This is a genomic window from Desulfogranum japonicum DSM 18378, assembly GCF_000429945.1.
Lineage (GTDB): Bacteria > Desulfobacterota > Desulfobulbia > Desulfobulbales > Desulfobulbaceae > Desulfogranum > Desulfogranum japonicum.
In genome coordinates, this window is record NZ_AUCV01000001.1 from 362,444 (window position 1) to 382,076 (window position 19,633).

A 19,633-nucleotide genomic window follows, 5' to 3' on the forward strand; every position below is an offset into this window, starting at 1 on the left:
TCAGGCTCTCAATTCAATCCCATTGGTTGTTCAATGGGGACAATGCGGCAAACTTTCTTAAAGAGTACCTGAAGACAGTTTTATGTTACAACAGGTTGTTATTTCATTGTGTAAAAAAAATATGAGGAATACGAAGTAGTAATGGCGGAATCGTCTTCTGTAACCATCATTATTGTTACCCATAATGCTGATGCATATTTTGCAGCCTGTCTTGATTCGCTCTATGGGCAGTCCCTGGCGCCTCGACAAGTTCTGGTTGTGGATTCTGGCTCCCGATCCGTTGATTATCTTGAGAAACTTGGAAACGCGTATCCTTTTATAACTGTTCAAGAAGATAATATCGGTTTTTCCAGAGCAAATAATGCAGGGTTATCATGTTGTGACATGGAGAGCGATTTTTTTATATTTCTTAATCCCGATACCGTGTTGCCTTCAAAATGTCTGGAAACTGCATGTGCAGAATTGAAAAGTTGCCCTGAAGCCGGATGCCTCACCCCACGGCTGCTAGGATATGACTTGCAAGGGCAGGCTCCAAGCGGCAGACTGGATTCAACGGGCATTTTCCGCAAAGCGTATGGCAGGTGGTATGATCGTGGTCAGGGGGAAGTGGAGCATGGGCAGTATTCATCGCGAGAGTTTGTTCCTGCTGCATGCGGTGCTTTTTTTTTCATGAGAAAAGAGGCGCTGCAAGATGTCTTATTGGCTCCTGACACCTTGTTTGAGCCGGAGTTTTTTCTGTATAAAGAGGATATTGAATTAAGTCTTCGGCTACGCAGAAAAGGGTGGCGTATCCTATACAGCCCGAGTGTGATCGCTTATCACGGCCGTGGCTGGCAGGCAGATCGAAAAAAAATGGAGTACGGATTGCGAATGCAGGCTGCCCGAAATGAAATGATATTGTACAGGAAACATCCTTCGCCATACTTCTTCTGGGCAATGTTGAAATGGCTGCTGGTAAAATATTTTCGCATTTAATACATAGTTCACGGTGAACACCATTTCACTGTATTCCCCAAAGAGATATCCGTTGTGCAACAACCAATACCTGCAGTTTCCGTTATTATACCGACGCTGAACGCTGAGTCCTGTCTTGAAGGCCTCCTTGAGAGCCTTTCACGGCAGACAGTTCTCCCTGACGAAATTCTCGTTATTGATTCCAGTTCGTCGGACAGCACTCATGCCATTTGTCGGAAATACCAAGTCAATCTTAGAATTATTTCCCGTGAAACGTTCGATCATGGCAATACTCGAACTCTCGCAGCACAAAAGGCGATTGGCGATCTACTTGTTTACTTTACCCAGGATGCTTTGCCTATGGATGATACAGCGCTGGAAAAGTTGCTGCGTCCATTGCTTGAGCATAAAGAGATCGCTGCGTCATATGGTCGGCAATTGGCTCATCCTGGAGCTTCGTTGATCAGTGAACATCTACGCCTCTTCAATTATCCGGGCATTTCTGAAAAAAGATGCTTCCATGACCGGCATACATTCGGTTTTAAAACTGTTTTCATCTCCAATTCGTTTGCAGCGTATAAAAGAAAACCTTTAACCGATGCAGGGTATTTCCCGCAACGGCAGATTTTTGGTGAAGACACCTGTGCTTTGGCTCGGATGTTGCGAGATGGGTATTGTGTGCAGTATGTACATGATGCCTGTGTGTATCACTCCCATGACTATACTGTGGCCCAGGATTTTAAACGGTATTTTGACATTGGGGTACTGCATACGTATCGAAAGGATATTTTTGCTCCCTTTGGTACTCCTGCCGGCACTGGAAAAAAATATGTTCTCTCTGAGATACGCTTTCTTTTAAGGAAGAAAGCATATATACTTGCAGCCCAAAGTGTGTTGCGTAATATGGCAAAATACATTGGCTATATTATTGGTAAAAAATACGAATATTTACCGCGTGTAGTGACTCGCGCGATGAGTATGCATTCTCGTTGGTGGTAAAAAGACCACATAGTGTAATTCATGTCTCCTATTCTATCCTGGAATTTACGTGAACGGAGTTCGGTTATTTACCGAATTCTCCATATCGTTGATTGTCTGTTGGTTTGTTTTCTTCTGTGGTTCTACGTCTGGATCTATGAGGTACCATGGAATTTTTATTATACGCGCCTGGAGTTGATAGTCTTTTTTTCTTCCTTTATAAGCTTTCATTCTTTTCAACTTTATCGTTCCTGGCGTGGCTGGAAGTACTACCGTGAATTTATGGTAATCATCCAGGCGTGGTCGGTGGTTGTAGGAGTGTTGCTCTTATACTTTTTTATCTTTAAAATATCAGAGGCGTATTCACGTGCAGTGTTTACCCTTTTGACTACGACAACGCCGTTAGTGCTTTTTGCCGGTCATTTTCTCGTGCGGAGATTGTTACGGTTTTATCGAAGCCAGGGCAAAAATATCAGGCATGCTGTGATTGTGGGGGCAGGTGAGCTTGGAATTCGTATGGCACGGCAGTTGGAAACCATTCCGTGGGCCGGTATCGAGGTTGTTGGTTTTTTTGATGACAAGCTTGAAAAAAAGGAGCTTTTTAATCAGTTTAACAGGCCGTTATTGGGAGCCATTGATGGTATACAGTCCTACCTGAAAAACAATGATATCGATTATGTATATATTGCTCTGCCCATGCGGGCCGAACGGAAAATATTCCGAATTCTCCAGGAGTGTCGTGACCTGGGCGCACAGATTCTTCTCGTTCCTGACATCTATATTTTCGGCCTTCATCATGCCGAAATTCAATCGCTGGGTGATATGCTTGTGCTTAATTTCAACCCTGATACACAATGGAAAAGAGGGTTTGATGTTATTTTTTCAAGCATGGTACTTTTGTTTGGGGCTCCAATTTTCTTATGTATCGCTCTCGCAATAAAACTCGAGAGCAGAGGGCCGGTTTTCTACAAGCATAGGCGAATCATGGCAACAGGCAGAGAATTTCCCTGTCTGAAATTCAGGACCATGGTGCAGAATGCTGATAAACAGCTCAACGAAATTTTAAAAAATGATCCTGAGCTCCGCCAGGAGTGGGAAACCCACTATAAACTCAAGAATGATCCTCGTATTACAAGGGTTGGAAAATTTTTGCGAAGAACTAGCTTGGACGAAATTCCACAGTTTTTTAACGTGCTGAAAGGCGAAATGAGTGTGGTTGGCGCCAGGCCTATTGTTGGAAAAGAGTTGGAAAACTTTTACAAGGGAAACGGCGAGCAGAGCGCAGGCCGCTATTGTTCAATGAAACCTGGCATTACCGGTCCCTGGCAGGTCATGAAGCGCAGTGATGTGGTTGATTATAAAGAAAGAGTTGAACTTGATGATTGGTATGTTCTTAATTATTCGTTGAAAACTGATATAAAAATTATTCTTAAAACCATTGTCTGCATGTTCAGCGGAAAGGGGGCGTATTAAGTTCTCAAATATTGGTATTCCTCAAAAATATGTTTATAGTGTCAGTTATGTATACTGTGTGAGCCTATTTTTTTCCCCGAATATTTAAGCGATAAGGAGTATGTGATGCAAACGCAGACAGGAACAGGGCAGGTTACTCTTGCCCAGGCCAGACTTGAGGCTTCGACCGTATTTCTGGCAAAGGTTTTTAACTGGATGGCTATAGGATTGGCTGTCACCGGCGGGTTGGCCTATCTTGTAGCTCAGACAGACCTGGCATTACGTATTGCCAGCAGCCCATTGCTAATAGTACTGCTGCTCGCGGAGCTCGGACTGGTTTTTTTTCTCTCAGCCCGAATTGACAAAATTCAGCCGGGTACGGCTACAGGACTGTTTTTGTTTTACTCTGCCCTGAACGGTCTTACTCTTTCCGTCATTTTTCTGGCATATACGAGAACATCCATAGGTGGAACATTTTTAATCACAGCAGGCATGTTTGCAGGCATGGCCATATATGGAATGGTGACTAAAAGGGATTTATCCGGCATGGGTTCCTTTTTGTTTATGGGGCTGATTGGTATTATTTTAGCGTCGGTGGTTAATATGTTTTTGCAAAGTTCCAGTCTTTACTGGACGATTTCCCTTATAGGAGTACTTATTTTTGTTGGCTTGACCGCCTATGATGTACAGAAAATAAAAACCATGGGTGAACAGGGGATTATGGAGCAGGGAGAAGCTGCTGTTCAGCGCGGAGCAATTCTAGGGGCTTTAACCCTGTATCTGGATTTTATTAATCTGTTCCTGCTTCTGCTGCGTTTTTTTGGCGGAAGTCGCGATTAACCAGGATTTCCCACCAGTATATTCTGTGGTAGTAGCGAGGTCCCGGACGTACAGCTGTAGCGTACTGGAGAAGTTTGCACTGCCTGCAAATGTTGGGTAACAAGCAAGGTACTACACCATAAGGAAACTCTTGTGAGGTGACACAACAACTTGAGGATAGGCTGAGATGGTATCTGTCGAGTGGTGATTGCAGAGAGAGAACGGAATATTGAAAAAAGGCAGCCATAAAAGGCTGCCTTTTTTCGTTTGGCAGTACTTGAGTGAGGCTATCAGTTACTCCTGTTGGCTTGTTTCAAGCAATTCGTACAGGGTGTCCAGGTATTGTTCTTTGTAAATGAGTTGGTTGGATGATTCAATTTCATTGATTAACAGAGGTATGCTCTGCGCAATATTGATTCCATGTCTGTTGCGTCCCCTTTTCTGCATCTGGTCAGTGATCAGAACAGCATAGTAGTTGATAAGAATACGGGACCGACTGTCTCGTCTGAAAAGATACGAACGGCCTCCCATGGTATTAAGAAAGAAGCCTGCGTATTCATAAAGCTCTTCCAGAGGGGCTGTGAGTTCAAAAGTTTTCTGACTACAATTTCCGTAAATAGCCCAGGTGTAAAGATTTTTAAAGACATCCTCGATCTTTTCTCTCTCATGGCCCAGCACGGCTTTGCTTAACGAAATGTTATCCTTGCCCATAATGCGGAAGAAATGGGCCATGTTGGTGAGAATGGTGTATAGATCATCAGTCTCTCTTGTGACCACAGGAGGAGTTTCAAGCAATTTTTTCAACAGCATGATGAAATGTTCCTGGGTCGACGTTTTCAGGCCGTAAGATTGGATATATGGCTTGCTGTCCAAATCAAGAAAAAAAGCATGCAAATCATTGGCGAGTCCATTGCATGTTGGGGGGGATTGAAAATTGCCAGTGGAATGTTCCGGGGCGAATATTTGTCCCGATGAGGGCGTTTCCAGAGGTTCTGCTATCTCCTCCAGTAGATTGGAGTCTACGTGATCTGTCCCGGCTTTATCTGCATGTTCTTTGTTGTCGGCAAGCAGGTTCTGCCCGGTGGAGGATGATTCCGGCTGGGCAGTATCTTGTGGAGAGACAGGTTGGGTAGTGTGCCGTATCCCCTCATCCTGCTGGTCAGCAGCGTCTTTTTTTTCTTTCCAGATTGGTCCTAAAAAAAGAGTGGCGCCTGCAAGAAGGATGAAAAAAGTGAGAATGAGTTTCGGTAAGATTCTCTTTTTTCCTTGTGATGAAGGATCGTCGTGTGATGAAGAGTTGTGTGCTGTCATAGACGTCTCTTGGTTGACTTGTTAGTGCCTGTCCATAAATGGCCTTTCGGCCCGATAGATTGAAGTGCCTTCGTATATTTTATTCTCCGTAATACACAGTGCATCTGTCTTTACTTCGCTTTATTCAAGCTGCAGGTAAATGGTTATAGTGAGTCACTTTACCGAACCTGGCAAGATCTGCCTCAAAAAAAACAGGACTGAATTTCTAATGTTCTAATTATCAGGTGACATCAGGTAAATAGAAGTGAATCCTGAGGATTCTGTTTTTCTGCTTGACCGATATAAGTATCCGTTATAAAGTCGTTCAATTTTATTGTTCTTGAGACCCCGTCAATGACGAGGTCTGGAAAAGCTACACATAACAGTGTCATTTATCAAGTTTCTGGGAGGAAATACGCTATGTCTGTTTATGTTTTTGGTCACAAGAGTCCTGATACCGATTCTGTAACTGCGGCTATTGCTTATGCTGAATTGATGAAAGCGAAAGGCGAGGATTTTATTCCCGTCATGCAGGGAGAGGCTAATCCAGAGACAGTAACTGTCCTGGAACGTTTTGGTGTTGCTGCTCCTGAAATTATGACAGATGCCGCTGGCAAGCAGGTTGCACTCGTAGATCACAGTGATCTCTCCCAGGCTCCAGATAACCTGAGTGAAGGAGAAGTTGTTGCAGTAGTTGATCATCATAAAATTGGTGATGTAACCACAAACAGCCCAATCTTTTTCTGCAACATGCCTGTAGGCTGTACAGGTACTGTTCTGAAAATTCTTTACGATTTGGAAGGCATTGCCGTTGACCCTAAGGTTGCAGGGCTTATGCTGGCTGCGATTTTGAGCGATACTGTTAACTTCAAATCACCAACCTGCACCGATGCAGATAAAAAAGCTGTCGCAGAATTAGCTCCTATCGCTGGCGTTACCGATACTGATGCACTGTTCATGGACATGCTGAAAGCAAAAAGTGCTGTAGCTGGTGTACCTGCCATGGATCTTCTGAACCGTGACTACAAAGATTTTGATATGAAGGGTAAAAAAGTTGGCGTTGGACAGCTTGAGCTTGCAACCCTTGATCAGGTAGCTGATATGCGCGGAGATCTGATGAAGGCAATGGAGGAAATGAAAGCTGATGGTCGTCATTCCATCCTGCTGATGCTCACCGATGTTGTTAAGGAAGGAACAGACTTGGTCGTTCTTTCAGATGAGCCTGAAGTTATCGAGAAGGCTTTTGATGGTAAATTGACCGACAACACCATGTGGATTGACGGTATGATGAGCCGTAAAAAACAGACTGTTCCAAATCTGCAAAAAGCTTTTGGCTGCTAAAACAGCACGGTTGTTGTAGGTAAAAGAGAAGCAGTGTCACGCTGCTTCTCTTTTTTTTTGCTGATTATTTTTTCAAAAGTGCTTTCCGTTTTTCCAGTGCTTCCTTGACATGACGACTGACCTGTTCATCTTCAGGTAAAGAGTCGTGCAGAGGCATAAACCTGTTTGTGTAAAGATCTCCCTTGCCTTTGGTTTGCTGGGTACCTTGCAGGTAAAGGGCTTTTTTCTGCTGCAACTGTTCCAGCATGGCCTGCAGCTTTTCCTGTTTGAACTTTTCATTTTCAGAAAGCTGGTCTTTTTGGGCATAGGGCGATAGTAACCTGGTAACCTGGGTAATCTCCCGTTCCATCTGTCTATATTCCCCTGTGTGCTTCTTTTCCCAGAATCCGTTTCCTTCAAGGGAAATTTTGAGTACTCCAAGATATTTCCCCCGTTTTTCCGTTTGGCAGATAATAGCGTTATTCACCTGCTGCGGAGCAAGATTGCTGGCGCGATATCCGGATTGGAGAATGATTCGTATGTTGCTGAATTGTTCAGCAATACGAACATTTTCCTTGTAGGCATAGTTAGACAGCAGCATAATGAAATCGCTTTGCTGACTGAGCTGCTCAAGTTCGCTGCTAATCGCCTTTTCCCAGGGAAGAGCCTGGATATCCTGTGCATTATCAAGCAGACTGTGATCTGTGAGCGCGATAATCCCCAGGGTATGTGGCCCTGCCTGTACGGTTGTTGCAGGTGTAAAAAGCAGTTGGTTTTTGCTGTCAAAAATATTGGCTGAAAGTGCAGTGAACGCGTGTATGTTCAACAGCGTTTTCAGGTATTCAATTCCTGGCGCAAGATCACCGGATCCAATCCCATACACAGCACTTTGTCCATGCAGGTAGTCTTTTGCGATGACATTGAGTTCTGGCAACCTTGAGGAAATCTGCTGTTTTACCCTGATTGATGGGCTGAAAAAACAGTTTCCTCCTTCCAGCAGCAACGTATGCTGTTCCTTTGACTGCAGCGTTTGTATCAGTTCGATTCTTTTGGACAGACCGCCCAATGAGTTGTGGCCTCAGCCACAGGAATCGAGTTCACCCTGGAGATCATTGCCATAGAGGATCTGCACTACTGTCGGAACAGCGGCTGCTGATGCCATTTGCAGCTGGGTTACGAGACATACAGAAAAGAAGAAGAAACATATTCTATGTAAAAATTGCATGGTGTCACACTCGTCTGTAATACTAAAGTAATTGATTTTTGTAGGGCCCGTGTTGTACTCAGACTCTCATCTGCTTGAGCAAAATCTTTCTGGTATCCAGCCTTGACCATGGAAATACTTCGGTTCCGTGCAAGCAGATGCCTCACTATTGGAAGGCGGTAAAATAGTCCTGAAAAATTAGGCTGTTCAGAACGATAAAATATATAGCTGAGCTTTACTTGACCGCAATGACATGGTACTGTTTTACAAATACTTCTTAAGCTTATTCACGTCACCATATGAGACATAGTATCCTGCTTGTAACACAAGATGACGATGTAGCCGCATGTGTTGCGGCCGCTTTGTCTCAGTATACACTCTTATTGAGTAAGAGTGAAGAGGAGGCGTTGGATCTCCTTGCCGATAACGAGGTTGCGTTGGCACTCATTGATGACGCAATATCAGGTTATGACGGTAGAGAGCTATTTGCCAGCCTCAATCTTCAACATCCTGCAATAGCTGGAATCTTGTTAATCCACACACCAGAGAATGAGCAACTTCGAGCTTCTTTTGAAGCTGGTTTTTCCGGTGTTGCCATAAAACCTCTGAAGCCGGTACATCTGCAAAAAGTAGTTCGTCAGGCCTTTGATCGAATAACCCTGCAGGCGGAAAATATACAGTTAAGGACTCTGCTTCCTCTATATAAATTGGCAGAGCAGTTTTTAGCATCAACAGACGAACAAGGAGTGCTGGACTGTCTTCTTGCCACCATAGAGCAACTGACGGACGCGAAAAATATATCCATAATGCTTTATGATGAGTCGTCGGCCTGTCTGCGCATAGCCAGAGCCAAAGGACTGGACCAGGGAGTAATCAAATCCATCAGAATGCAACCCGGTGAGCAGATAGCCGGATGGGTTTTTGCAGAGGGGAAACCTGTAATTCTCAATAAGGAAGACCAGTACCATTCCATTTTTGCTCCTTTTCTCAAGCGGAATGATATTGTCTCTGCCATTTCTTATCCGTTGTCAGTTCGTAGTCATATTCTCGGCGTGTTGAATATCAGCCTGACCTCCAGTGACCGGCGGTTTAGCGAAGCAGACAAAGAGATGCTCAGTATTGTTACCAGCCAGGCAGCCCTCGCCCTTGAAAATGTACGTGCTCTCGTTCAAGTGGAGTCTGCCGTGCGTACCAGGACTTTGCTGGAACAATTTGTAGCCCCCCAGGTTGCAGAACTGCTTATCAATAAACAGGCAGACCCCGTGGATTTGGGAGAAGTTCTCAGGGCTACGGTGCTGTTTGCAGATATCAGAAATTTTACAGGTTTAGTACAGCATCTTGCACTGGACCAGCTTCGTCTTTTCCTGAATGATTTTTTTAAAATATTTATTGATGCTATTTTTCAGGAACAGGGCACCATAGACAAATTTATGGGAGACGCTGTACTTGCCGTATTCGGGGCTCCTGTATCCATGGAAAAACCCAACCACGCTGCAATGAGAACCGCGCTTATAATTAGACAGAGGTTTCATGAACTGCGTGAAAAATGGACTGTAAAATGCGATGTTCTAGCTTCCGTTGATTTGGGAATAGGAGTAACCTGCGGCGATGTGTTTTTGGGGAATGTCGGCTCGGTGCAGCGTTTTGACTATACGGTGATTGGTCACGATGTCAACTTGGCCCAGCGTCTGGCAGCACTCTCTTCATCCTGCAGTATTTATGTGACGAGCCGGGTAAAGGAGAATGTAAAAGACGCGTTTGTTCTGGAGAGCAGGGGCCCTACTCAGCTCAGGGGCATTGAACATCCACTTGAAGTTTTTTCTCTCAAAGGTATGAAAGATAAGGGCTGTGGCAAATACTAACTATCCCAAAATTGCGCAGGATATCGGCTCATTTTCATAATTGTTCCAATGCTTTCATACTGCCCGTATTGATCCCTTGGTAGAGTTATGGGAATGAGTTGAGGGACAAACAAGATTGGATAATTAATTTTTCCCGCGGCTCTGAGATCAAGGTGCGGATGGAGGATTTTTATCGATTGTCAGAGGGGCTGAACAGGCCGCTTACTTCTTCCCACCAGGCTTTTCGTGTAGTACTCCCTTTTTGTAATATTGTTTTTATGTTGTTCATGTGTGCTCCCCGTGGGTTGTCAGTAAACTCAACGCCAAGCTTGTATGCACACACATTTTTATGCCTGAATAAATTCATCCAAATCGGTTTTGCTTTAATGGTGACGTTGTTGAGGTTCGGAGGAAGATCAATCGTCAACTGCAGAAGGTATGCCGTGTGCTCCATCGTAGAGTGAAAGATATGGAAATTACCCTGCATTACCTGGGTAATGAGCAGGCATGAACCATGTTCAGAGATGTCAATAATACGGGTAGAAAATGGACCAGCCAGGATTTCGCCAGTGTCATTGTTTATGGCATGAATAGCAATGGGAAGGTAATCCGGCTCCCGTTTTGATCTGCGTTTGTCAATTGTCATGTTATCATGGAGAAGTAAGTGTTTTTCGTATGATATCACACAACAACTCCAGGGAAAATTAAAATAACGTGTAACTACTCGCAGAAGAGACGTATAAGCTTGAAAGTCTCCAATATTTGTAACCAGTTACAAATACTGAAGTTAATCGAAGGTCTAGGTCTTCTCCTGTGAGTAGTTACCAATCAGCAACAGGAGGAGTCCAGGTCCTTGCTGTCAATATACGCATAAGCGCTGTGTTTGTGTATTGATTCGAAACTTTCAACCTCTACAGAAAACCAGTCGATTTCTTTACGTTTGCGTAATTCCATGGTCACTTTGCGGGCTACGTCTTCAACAAACATGGGGGTATTATATGCTTTTTCCGTGACAAATTTTTCGTCAGGTCGCTTTAAGAGAGCATATACTTCACAAGATCCACATTGTTCAATGAGCCTGATCAGGTCTTCGAGCCATATAAAACCGCTTGGCTGCACTGTTAAGGTTACTTGCGCCCGCTGGTTATGTGCACCGAATTCACTGATTTCTTTGGAGCATGGACATAACGTGGTGAGGGGAACTGTTACACTAAGTCGTGGAGAAGGGTTGGGCTCTGAAGAACCGGTAATACGGCATTGATACTCCATGATGCTGGTTGTTCCTGAGACCGGAGCAACCTTTTGAATAAAATAGGGGAACGTGAAGCTCATTCGAGCTTCTTCTGCCTGGAGTTGTTGCTTCACTTCCCTTAGCAGCGTTGGCAGTATACCAACGTGAAGATCTTCTGTATACGTCCCCAGCAAGGGGATTATCTGTTCGATGCAGGAGTCTTTGTCACCATGTACCATATGCACATGGAGGTCGACTGTGGCGATGCTTTGTTGGATTGTTCCTTCTTTGGTTCTAATGGAAATGGGGCGGCTGAGTTGATGGATGCCGACTGCCTGTAGGGTCATTTACGATCTCTTCCTCTCTGTAATAAAAAAAAGTATTGCTTCTTTCTACCATGAACCGGCGGGTTAATGGAAGATGATTTGCAAGGCCAGCGAGCGAAAAAGGTAGCTGGTTGCACCAACTTTGTTTGATGCACATAATAAACTGTGTTAAGGTTTTATATTTCATTTCATTCATGTCGATTGCTGATAGAAAAGCAATTTGCAGTAAGAACATCTTCAATCAGTTAATTTTATGGTGGATACTGTCAGGATAGATAAATGGCTGTGGGCAGCACGCTTTTTTAAAACCCGATCACTCGCGGCCAAGGCTGTCAACGGTGGGCATGTACATGTTAACGGAAGCAGGGTAAAACCGGCCAGGACGGTACGTGAAGGGGATCAGCTCGTTATTACCAAAGGGAGCCTGGCATTTGATGTAACTATACTCGAACTGAGTGAACGTAGAGGACCTGCTCAAGTAGCACAGACTCTTTATGTCGAAAGTGAGGAGTCGAAAGTCAGACGGGAGCGAATCAGGGAAGATAGAAAACTGATACGAGCGCCGGCTGCAAAACCAGACAGACGACCGGATAAACGTGAACGTCGAAAAATTAGAGCTTTTTTGAAAAAAGATTAACTATATCCGGTTTTTGCAATCAATATCGGATGATTACCCCGACCATGAGGAAGGGCTATTGGTGGAGAAAAAAATATGCAGACTGTTAAGCGTGCCTTGATTAGCTTAACCGATAAAAGCGGTATCGAAGAATTTGCCAGAGAACTGGCGGATTTGGGGATTGAATTACTTTCAACCGGTGGTACGGCAAAAAAACTGCGTGACAGTGGATTGGTGGTTACCGATGTCTCGACGTTTACGGGTTTCCCTGAAATGTTGGATGGCCGGGTAAAGACATTGCATCCTAAGGTTCATGGCGCAATTCTCCATCAAAGGGATAATGAACAGCACCTGCAACAATGCCAGGAGCATTGTATCGGCTCCATAGATTTGGTTGCAGTCAACCTTTATGCGTTCAGTGAGACTGTAGCCCAGCCTGATTGTAAATTTGCTGATGCCATTGAAAATATAGATATTGGCGGGCCAACATTGTTGAGGGCTTCTGCCAAGAATTTTCAAGATGTTACCGTTATCGTTGACCCGGATGATTATCCATTGGTTCTACAGGAAATTAAGGAGCACGGTAATACCACTTTGACCACACGATTTTACCTGGCTAAAAAAGTTTTTTCACTGACATCATCCTATGACAATGCCATTATCAGATGGATGGAAACCGTAGATGTGAGTAAAGAATCCTATTTCTGCGGAGAATAAAGATGCTGCGTCTAGCCGTTTTACTCTCCGGAAGTGGAAGAACACTTGATAATTTTCATGAGTGTATAACTACTGGAAAACTCAAGGCTCAGATAGAAGTTGTCGTATCCAATGTCGAAACCGCGTTGGGGCTGACCAAGGCAAAACAGTATGGGTATCCTGCTTTCTATGCTGAGGACAGTGATGCGATCAATTCCCTGCTCAGAGAATACTCCATTGATTTGATAGTGCTTGCCGGGTATCTGAAATTGTATCAGCCTCCGGAAGAGTTTGGCCGTGCTGTGTTAAATATTCACCCCTCTTTAATCCCTTCGTTTTGCGGTAAAGGCTATTATGGCCATCATGTCCACGAAGCCGTAAAGTCGAAAGGGTGTACGGTCAGTGGGTGTACTGTCCATTTTGCCAATGAACGTTATGATGAGGGACCAATAGTTCTTCAGCGTTGTGTTGCCATAGACTATGATGATTCTCCTGATGATATTGCCGATAAAGTGTTTGCTGTGGAGTGTGAAACCTTCCCGGAAGCAATCAACCTGGTAGATACCCTGGGGATTGACTTTTTTTGGAATCGGGGAGGACGATAATGGAAAAGCAGGCAATTATGAATGGCCAGGACATTGAGCGGAGCCTTGACCGAATCAGCTTGGAAATCATCGAGAGGCACCACGGTGTTGAAGAGTTGTCTCTTGTGGGCATACATACAGGAGGAGTATTCCTGGCCAGACGATTGCAAGAAAAAATTTTTGAGCACGAAGGGATGAGACTGCCCATCGGCGAGCTGGATATCACTCTGTACAGGGACGATTGGAGCCTGATTTCACAGAATCCCATTGTGCGCAGGTCTGATATAGGTTTTGTGCTTGAAGACAGAAAAGTAATACTTGTAGATGATGTCGTTTTTACCGGACGGACCATCAGAGCAGCCATGGACGCACTGATGGATTACGGACGGCCCCGTTCAATTCAACTGGCAGTTCTTATAGATCGAGGTGGAAGGGAACTTCCCATTCAACCCGATTATGTCGGAATGGCCATGTGTGTAACATCCAATGAGCGTGTAGATGTTTTGTTACATGAGTGTAATGAAGAGGATGGCGTTGTATTAACAACGGTCTGAACATATGTAATCGCTCACCAGCGGTCCCACGGAGTCTTTCTTCAGCCGTTTACGAATTGGCTGCTGTGCATGGACAGGCCCACGCCCGCCAGTCAATGTGTGCATAAGTTACGCACCTGAACCGCTTAGAGTTAGGGAAGACAGCCAATTTTTTTATCCTGGTGAAAACGGTTATGAACATATTCAAGACGGGGAGCCGCTGTCTGGTGAACCATATACTGGCAACAGGCTATGGAGCATAATCAGAATAATATACCAACTCCTGACGATCTGCAAAGCATCTGTCAAAGAGTACAGGCAAAGTCGGAGAGTTACGAAAAATACAATTTTTCCAGGCGGCATAACGACTTTCTCAAGGCATTTTTCGACCTTGCCCAGGAATATGATACGCTGGATGATTTTTACAGAATCTGTGTATCTGTCCCGTGCATTATGCTTGGCATTTACAGCAACCTGTATCTCTGTAAAGATGAGATGTTGAAGCTGGTATGCTCTTCGAAGAATGGTGTTATTACTCAGCCCTGTCCTGCTCGATATCCGGTTCAAATACATGAAACTCCGTATGAAATGAGCGGTTCCTATATTATACCGATCTTCAGTAAATATGCTTTTGCTCCCACATCCATTCATGAAAATCGGCATAAACATGAAAGCAGCCATAGACAGACTTCCCTCTGGAATGATATCCAGGGGAATTGTGAGAGCGGAAGAATTCTTGGTATGTATGAAATTCTCGTACCAGAGGGTATTTGCGAAGAGGATAAGTTCTTCTTTGCAAAATATGCGAACCGTATAGGGTATAATCTTGATAACAGACTTATCGCTTTACAGAATATTGAGCACCTGAAATTCATAAATAGCCTGGTTGTCGATATTGAGCATAATATCATTGTGCCCAATATGTACTTTAAACATCTGTTCAATCAGCTGAAAAAGAAAATTGATCGGATAGATCAACTGCTGGATTCAATGCATGCGCTGGAACAGAATGAAACTGTTACAAAAGATGACTGCAAAAAATGTCACAGTCAACTTCAGGAAGTACAGGACGACCTGTTGACCTACCACCAGGAAATGGTCAAGCACCATTCCAATACCAGCCTTTTTCTTGAAAGCCTGTTCCGTCGAGAGCATTTTGAGCGAGGGTATCTGGTATTGCGGCCCAAACAATGTTATGTGGAAAAAGATGTCATTCTTCCCCAGCTGGAACATTATGCCAGTCGCTTACAGGCAGCCAACATAACCATAGAACGGCCTGAAGACATGAAAGAAGAAGACTTTCATATTGTGGTGGATATCGGTCTGCTTGCACAGGTATATGCCAATCTGTTCTCCAATGCCGCCAAATATACCCAAGAGGTGGTGGATGAAAATGGAACAAAGCGGAAAACAATGGCATATGGTCGTGAGTTGGTTGAGAATTTTCCGGGTCCCGGCCAAAAAGGAGTTAAATTTAATGTCTTTACCACTGGTCCTCATATGACTTCCTCAGAGGGGGAAGGCCTTTTTCAGGAAGGAATTCGTGGTCAGGGGAGCAGTTCTATTCCAGGAACGGGCCATGGACTTTCGTTTATTCGTCAGGTCATAGAGTTGCATGGTGGTATTGCTGGATATGAACCGACCCCTTTGGGTAATAATTTTTATTTTATTCTGCCACTGCCATCAATGGACTATCCTTTGAAAGTGTTTAGCGCCTAAGCCTGAATATCTTTCTCTTCTTTACTATCAATCCCAGTATTTATGACAGAAATTAGTCAGCATGCTCCCCTGGAACTTCTCGCACCTGCAGGGAGTCTGGAAGCTTTTGCCGTTGCCCTGGAAGAAGGGGCTGATGCCGTTTATGTAGGGGCTCCCGGAGCTAATGCCAGGGCTCTGAGTCGTGATTTTTCCATGTCGGAAATTGCCTGGATGTCCAGCTACGCCCATGAGAGAAAGAAAAAACTCTATGTGGCCATGAATTCCCTGCTCAAGGAAAGCGAGTTAAGGCCTGTTGTGGAATTTCTATCTGCCTGCGCAGAGGAAATTCATCCCGATGCGTTGATTATACAAGACATAGGGCTCTGGTTTCTTGCCCGCACGTACTTTCCCGGGCTACCTCTGCATGCATCCACGCTTCTTTCTGTGCATAATTCAACAGGGGTGCGTACCATGGAGTCACTGGGTATTGAACGTGTCGTTCTTGCCAGAGAACTCTCAATGCCTGAAATCAGAAAAATCAGTAATGAAACGACTGCGGAACTGGAAGTCTTTATCCATGGAGCCATGTGTTACAGCTACTCGGGATTGTGTCTCTTTTCAAGTCTCCATGGTGGAAAATCCAGCCTGCGGGGCCAATGTGTTCAACCCTGTAGAAGGAAATATACCCTGCAATCTTCCAAAGGCGGACGTGGTACAAAGGGACAGGGGAAGAGTGGCTACTATTTTTCCATGAATGATTTAGGTGCGTTACGTTTTCTCAGGCAATTGCAGCAGACCAACGTTGTCAGTTTGAAAATCGAAGGACGTTTACGACCCGTCGAGTATGTACGCAACACCGTAAGGGCGTATAGGCTATGTCTTGATAATCTTCATACAAAGGGAAAAGAACAGGAGGCTGTTGAACAACAGGCCAGGCAGCTGCTCGACCAGGCCATGGGAAGATATCGTTGTGAAGGATACCTGGGAAAAGATCTGCACCAGGTGATAATGCCACAGAAGACAGGTGGTGCAGGCACCTTTTTGGGATTTTGTAAACAGACTCAAGGCAAGGGAAAAGATACTCTGCTTACTCTGGTGTTAAAACAAAACATCCAGGTCGGCGATCGATTGCGTTTCCACGATGAAAAGCAGGATATTCGACAAAGTTTCACTTTAAAACGTCTGTGGAAACAGAATAAAGCTGTTAACACGGCCATTAAAGGACAGACAGTGACCCTGCAGCTGCAAGACCAGTTGACCTCCCAGAGAGGACGGCCTTTAACTGGCCCATTGTTTAAGGTCGATGTAAAGGGAAGAGGGAAAAAGCACTCAGGATTCACTGACGACATAGAGAGAAAGCTTCCACGGATAAATATTGACCCAAATAACATTGAGCATGTGCTTAGGTCTATCTCGTGTAATCAGAGAATGGAGGCAAGTAAAAGCAGTGCCAGGAATCGCTCTGTTTCCACTTTGGACTGGTGGTATCGTCTCAGCTCTTTGCCCCCTGTCAAACAGCGATTTCCAACCTCTGTTGCTCGCATTATTCTGCCGCTCAATACAAGAAATATGGAGCAGGTGCAGCAGTTGGGTAAACGAGCGATCCAGTTATATCCTTCCCTGGTATGGGCTCTTCCACCCATTATCCTAGAAAAGGATATGTCCCTGTATTCTCGCTGGCTGCAGCAACTTTTAGATTTTGGTTTTTTCTCTTTTCAACTGGGGATGGTCAGCCAGGTTGCTCTCTTCCACCAGATTGGACCGAGAACGCAGCCATGTTCTCTGTTTGCAGATTATACCTGGAATGTGTTAAACAGTGCTGCTCTGCGTTTTGGTCAGTCAATGGGACTGAAAGGAATGATATTTTCCATTGAAACAGATAGGGAATCCCTGCAGCATAGTCTTCAATCCTATAATCCTGACAATCTTCAGGGGGGTGAAAAGACGTGTAGCAGGCTTCAGGTAGGGATGTATGCCTATGGGTATCCACCTCTTTTTACTGCTCGGCTTCCTGTTGCAGAAGATAAGGAAAGACAGCGAATACGGAGTCCCAAGGGTGAGCAGTTTCTGGTTGAACGAAATCGGGAACTGACCCAGGTTCGTTCCCAACAGCCATTCAGCCTTCTGCACGCTATACGTGATATCAGCGATGACGGCGTTGACTATGTGCTGATTGATTTGGAAGGCACTCTGATCAATAAAGAATTTCACAGAATCAGTCGTTTGCTGAAAGGCGTTGACAGTGGTCAGAACACCATGAACGGTAACTATGCTGCTGGTCTACTGTAAGTCTTCCGTGTTTTGTTACAATAGAATATCAGCCTAATATATAGCTGTTGCAGGTATACAACTAATGACAAATAAAGAAATTATAGCCAGGCTTAGCCATGTGCTGAGTCCATATAAAAGAAAATTGTTTGTTGCCATGATTGCCATGGTGGTCGTGGCAGCATTCAACGCGTTGCAGGCATATATTATAAAACCATTGCTTGATGAAATATTTTTTAATAAGGATACCAGCCTGCTTAATATCCTTCCTATCGCGCTTTTGCTTGTTTTTTTGATTAAAGGGCTCTTCTATTTTACCTATACCTATCTGTTGCAATGGATAGGACAAAGTGTGATCAGGGATCTGCGTAATGCCATTTATACTCACCTGAACAGCCTCAGTCTCAGTTTTTTTCATAAAAATCCCACAGGGGAGCTGATCTCGAGGATTATGAATGATGTCAGTATGCTTCAGGGATGTATTTCCCATGCCTTTATTTATCTTCTCAGAGATTTTTTCACTGTTCTTGGTCTCTTGGTGGTTATTTTCTATATGGATTGGAAGCTGGCCCTGATCTCCTTTCTATTTATACCCGCTGCCGCAATTCCCATTGTTGTTTTTGGTAAAAAATTCAGACGGATAAGTACAGATTATCAAACCGAGATTGGTGTTTCCACCAATATACTCCATGAAACCATTGCCGGAGCCAGGATAGTAAAAGCATTTTGTATGGAACGTGCAGAAACCGCCAGGTTTGCAAAACAAATGCAATTTCTTTTTGATATCCTGATGAATGAAACTCGTTTTAAAAGTCTTTCCCATCCTATGGTTGAATTCATGGGAGGAATCGGTATGGCTCTGATCATCTGGTACGGTGGAACGCAGGTGTTGGATGGTGTTTCTACACCAGGTACGTTTATGGCATTTCTTACTGCCCTGATCATGCTCTATGAACCTGTCAAGGGGGTCAGTAAGATTAATTCCACCATACAATCGGGCATGGCCTCTGCGGCACGTATTTTCAATATATTGGATGTTCAGCCTTCTATCACTGAAAAACAGGACGCCATTACTCTGCCAAGCTTCTCTCAGGGTATTGAATTCCGTGATGTGACCTTCTGGTACAATGAGAACGAGCCGGTGTTGCATAATCTTGAACTCAATATACAACGGGGAGAAGTCCTTGCTGTTGTCGGGCCCAGTGGTGGGGGAAAGAGTACTCTTGCCAACCTTATTCCTCGCTTTTACGAGGTCAGACAAGGCGGTGTGTTCATAGACGGCCACGATATACGCGATGTGACCATGGAGTCGTTGCGAAAGCAGATAGCTCTTGTTACTCAGCAGACTATTCTTTTTAACGATACCATTGCCAACAATATCGGTTATGGTGTTGAACATTGCACAGAAGAAATGATACGCGAGGCTGCACGCTCAGCACACGCACTGGGCTTTATTGAAAGCCTGCCTGACGGCTTCAACACCATAGTTGGCGAATCTGGAGCCAGGTTATCCGGTGGTCAGCAGCAACGTGTTTCCATAGCCCGGGCTCTGCTCAAGGATGCACCTATCCTTATTCTGGATGAAGCAACCTCTTCTCTGGATACTGAATCAGAACAAAAAGTACAGAGCGCTCTGGAAAATCTGATGAAAAACAGAACCACCATCGTTATTGCCCATCGGTTATCGACCATCAAGAATGCAGATCGTATTGTGGTGCTTAAAGAAGGCCATTTGGTTGAAAGCGGAACCCATGAAGAACTCCTTGCCAAGGGTGGTGAGTATGAGTCCCTGTACAACCTGCAATATGCGGATTAAAGAGTGT

17 protein-coding genes are annotated in these 19,633 nt (G+C 44.5%); 13 read left to right on the forward strand and 4 right to left on the reverse strand.

Annotation, left to right across the window (positions count from 1 at the left end; genetic code table 11):
- The first annotated feature begins 141 nt into the window (after window positions 1-141).
- The 4 genes from G493_RS0101585 to G493_RS0101605 all read left to right on the forward strand — a co-directional run bounded on the left by G493_RS0101585 (window position 142) and on the right by G493_RS0101605 (window position 4,224).
- Complete coding sequence (locus G493_RS0101585) at window positions 142-975, forward strand: glycosyltransferase family 2 protein (RefSeq protein ID WP_028578956.1); 834 nt, start codon at window positions 142-144, stop codon at window positions 973-975.
- Window positions 976-1,029: 54 nt separating this feature from the next.
- Window positions 1,030-1,953: a glycosyltransferase family 2 protein gene (locus G493_RS0101590; RefSeq protein WP_161629777.1), complete on the forward strand. Its 924-nt coding sequence runs from the start codon at window positions 1,030-1,032 to the stop codon at window positions 1,951-1,953.
- 21 nt (window positions 1,954-1,974) lie between these two features.
- A complete protein-coding gene (locus tag G493_RS32885; RefSeq protein ID WP_084813369.1) occupies window positions 1,975-3,405 on the forward strand; it encodes a sugar transferase in 1,431 nt (476 codons plus the stop codon).
- A gap of 105 nt (window positions 3,406-3,510) precedes the next feature.
- The gene (locus G493_RS0101605) at window positions 3,511-4,224 is read left to right on the forward strand and encodes a Bax inhibitor-1/YccA family protein (protein WP_035272943.1); all 714 of its coding nucleotides are present in this window, start codon (window positions 3,511-3,513) and stop codon (window positions 4,222-4,224) included.
- Between the two features lie 273 nt (window positions 4,225-4,497).
- Here the strand turns inward: G493_RS0101605 and G493_RS0101610 are convergent, their stop codons facing one another.
- On the reverse strand, window positions 4,498-5,514 hold the full coding sequence (locus G493_RS0101610; RefSeq protein ID WP_028578960.1) for a hypothetical protein: 1,017 nt from the start codon (window positions 5,512-5,514) through the stop codon (window positions 4,498-4,500).
- A 399-nt stretch (window positions 5,515-5,913) separates the two neighbouring features.
- Here G493_RS0101610 and G493_RS0101615 point away from each other — a divergent pair, with 399 nt between their 5' ends.
- Window positions 5,914-6,834 (forward strand): manganese-dependent inorganic pyrophosphatase, encoded by a 921-nt coding sequence (locus tag G493_RS0101615; RefSeq protein ID WP_028578961.1) that lies wholly within the window; start codon window positions 5,914-5,916, stop codon window positions 6,832-6,834.
- A 64-nt stretch (window positions 6,835-6,898) separates the two neighbouring features.
- Here G493_RS0101615 and G493_RS0101620 read toward each other — a convergent pair whose 3' ends face one another.
- On the reverse strand, window positions 6,899-7,879 hold the full coding sequence (locus G493_RS0101620) for a bifunctional UDP-sugar hydrolase/5'-nucleotidase (protein ID WP_028578962.1): 981 nt from the start codon (window positions 7,877-7,879) through the stop codon (window positions 6,899-6,901).
- A 437-nt stretch (window positions 7,880-8,316) separates the two neighbouring features.
- Between G493_RS0101620 and G493_RS0101625 the strand changes: the two genes are divergently transcribed.
- Window positions 8,317-9,879, forward strand: coding sequence for an adenylate/guanylate cyclase domain-containing protein (locus tag G493_RS0101625; RefSeq protein ID WP_084813370.1), 1,563 nt, complete (start codon window positions 8,317-8,319; stop codon window positions 9,877-9,879).
- Window positions 9,880-10,048: 169 nt separating this feature from the next.
- On the opposite strand, the gene G493_RS0101630 is transcribed toward G493_RS0101625, so the two are convergent.
- Complete coding sequence (locus G493_RS0101630; RefSeq protein WP_028578964.1) at window positions 10,049-10,543, reverse strand: PilZ domain-containing protein; 495 nt, start codon at window positions 10,541-10,543, stop codon at window positions 10,049-10,051.
- Window positions 10,544-10,686: 143 nt separating this feature from the next.
- The gene (gene folE2, locus G493_RS0101635) at window positions 10,687-11,436 is read right to left on the reverse strand and encodes a GTP cyclohydrolase FolE2 (RefSeq protein ID WP_028578965.1); all 750 of its coding nucleotides are present in this window, start codon (window positions 11,434-11,436) and stop codon (window positions 10,687-10,689) included.
- A gap of 232 nt (window positions 11,437-11,668) precedes the next feature.
- On the opposite strand from folE2, the gene G493_RS0101640 reads away from it, so the two are divergent.
- The 7 genes from G493_RS0101640 (at window position 11,669) to msbA (ending at window position 19,626) form a co-directional block, all read left to right on the forward strand.
- Window positions 11,669-12,052, forward strand: a complete 384-nt coding sequence (locus G493_RS0101640) for an RNA-binding S4 domain-containing protein (protein ID WP_232363697.1) — start codon at window positions 11,669-11,671, stop codon at window positions 12,050-12,052.
- A 75-nt stretch (window positions 12,053-12,127) separates the two neighbouring features.
- On the forward strand, window positions 12,128-12,748 hold the full coding sequence (locus G493_RS0101645) for an IMP cyclohydrolase (RefSeq protein WP_028578967.1): 621 nt from the start codon (window positions 12,128-12,130) through the stop codon (window positions 12,746-12,748).
- A 2-nt stretch (window positions 12,749-12,750) separates the two neighbouring features.
- Complete coding sequence (gene purN / locus G493_RS0101650; protein WP_028578968.1) at window positions 12,751-13,332, forward strand: phosphoribosylglycinamide formyltransferase; 582 nt, start codon at window positions 12,751-12,753, stop codon at window positions 13,330-13,332.
- A complete protein-coding gene (gene pyrR, locus G493_RS0101655) occupies window positions 13,332-13,865 on the forward strand; it encodes a bifunctional pyr operon transcriptional regulator/uracil phosphoribosyltransferase PyrR (RefSeq protein WP_035272949.1) in 534 nt (177 codons plus the stop codon). Before purN ends, pyrR begins: the two co-directional genes overlap by 1 nt.
- Window positions 13,866-14,096: 231 nt before the next feature.
- Window positions 14,097-15,563 (forward strand): sensor histidine kinase, encoded by a 1,467-nt coding sequence (locus tag G493_RS27340; protein WP_051308927.1) that lies wholly within the window; start codon window positions 14,097-14,099, stop codon window positions 15,561-15,563.
- Window positions 15,564-15,605: 42 nt separating this feature from the next.
- Window positions 15,606-17,831 carry a peptidase U32 family protein gene (locus G493_RS31660; protein ID WP_028578970.1) on the forward strand — a complete coding sequence of 742 codons (2,226 nt, stop codon included), beginning with the start codon at window positions 15,606-15,608 and terminating at the stop codon, window positions 17,829-17,831.
- A 64-nt stretch (window positions 17,832-17,895) separates the two neighbouring features.
- Window positions 17,896-19,626, forward strand: coding sequence for a lipid A export permease/ATP-binding protein MsbA (gene msbA / locus G493_RS0101670; protein ID WP_028578971.1), 1,731 nt, complete (start codon window positions 17,896-17,898; stop codon window positions 19,624-19,626).
- Window positions 19,627-19,633: the final 7 nt, after the last annotated feature.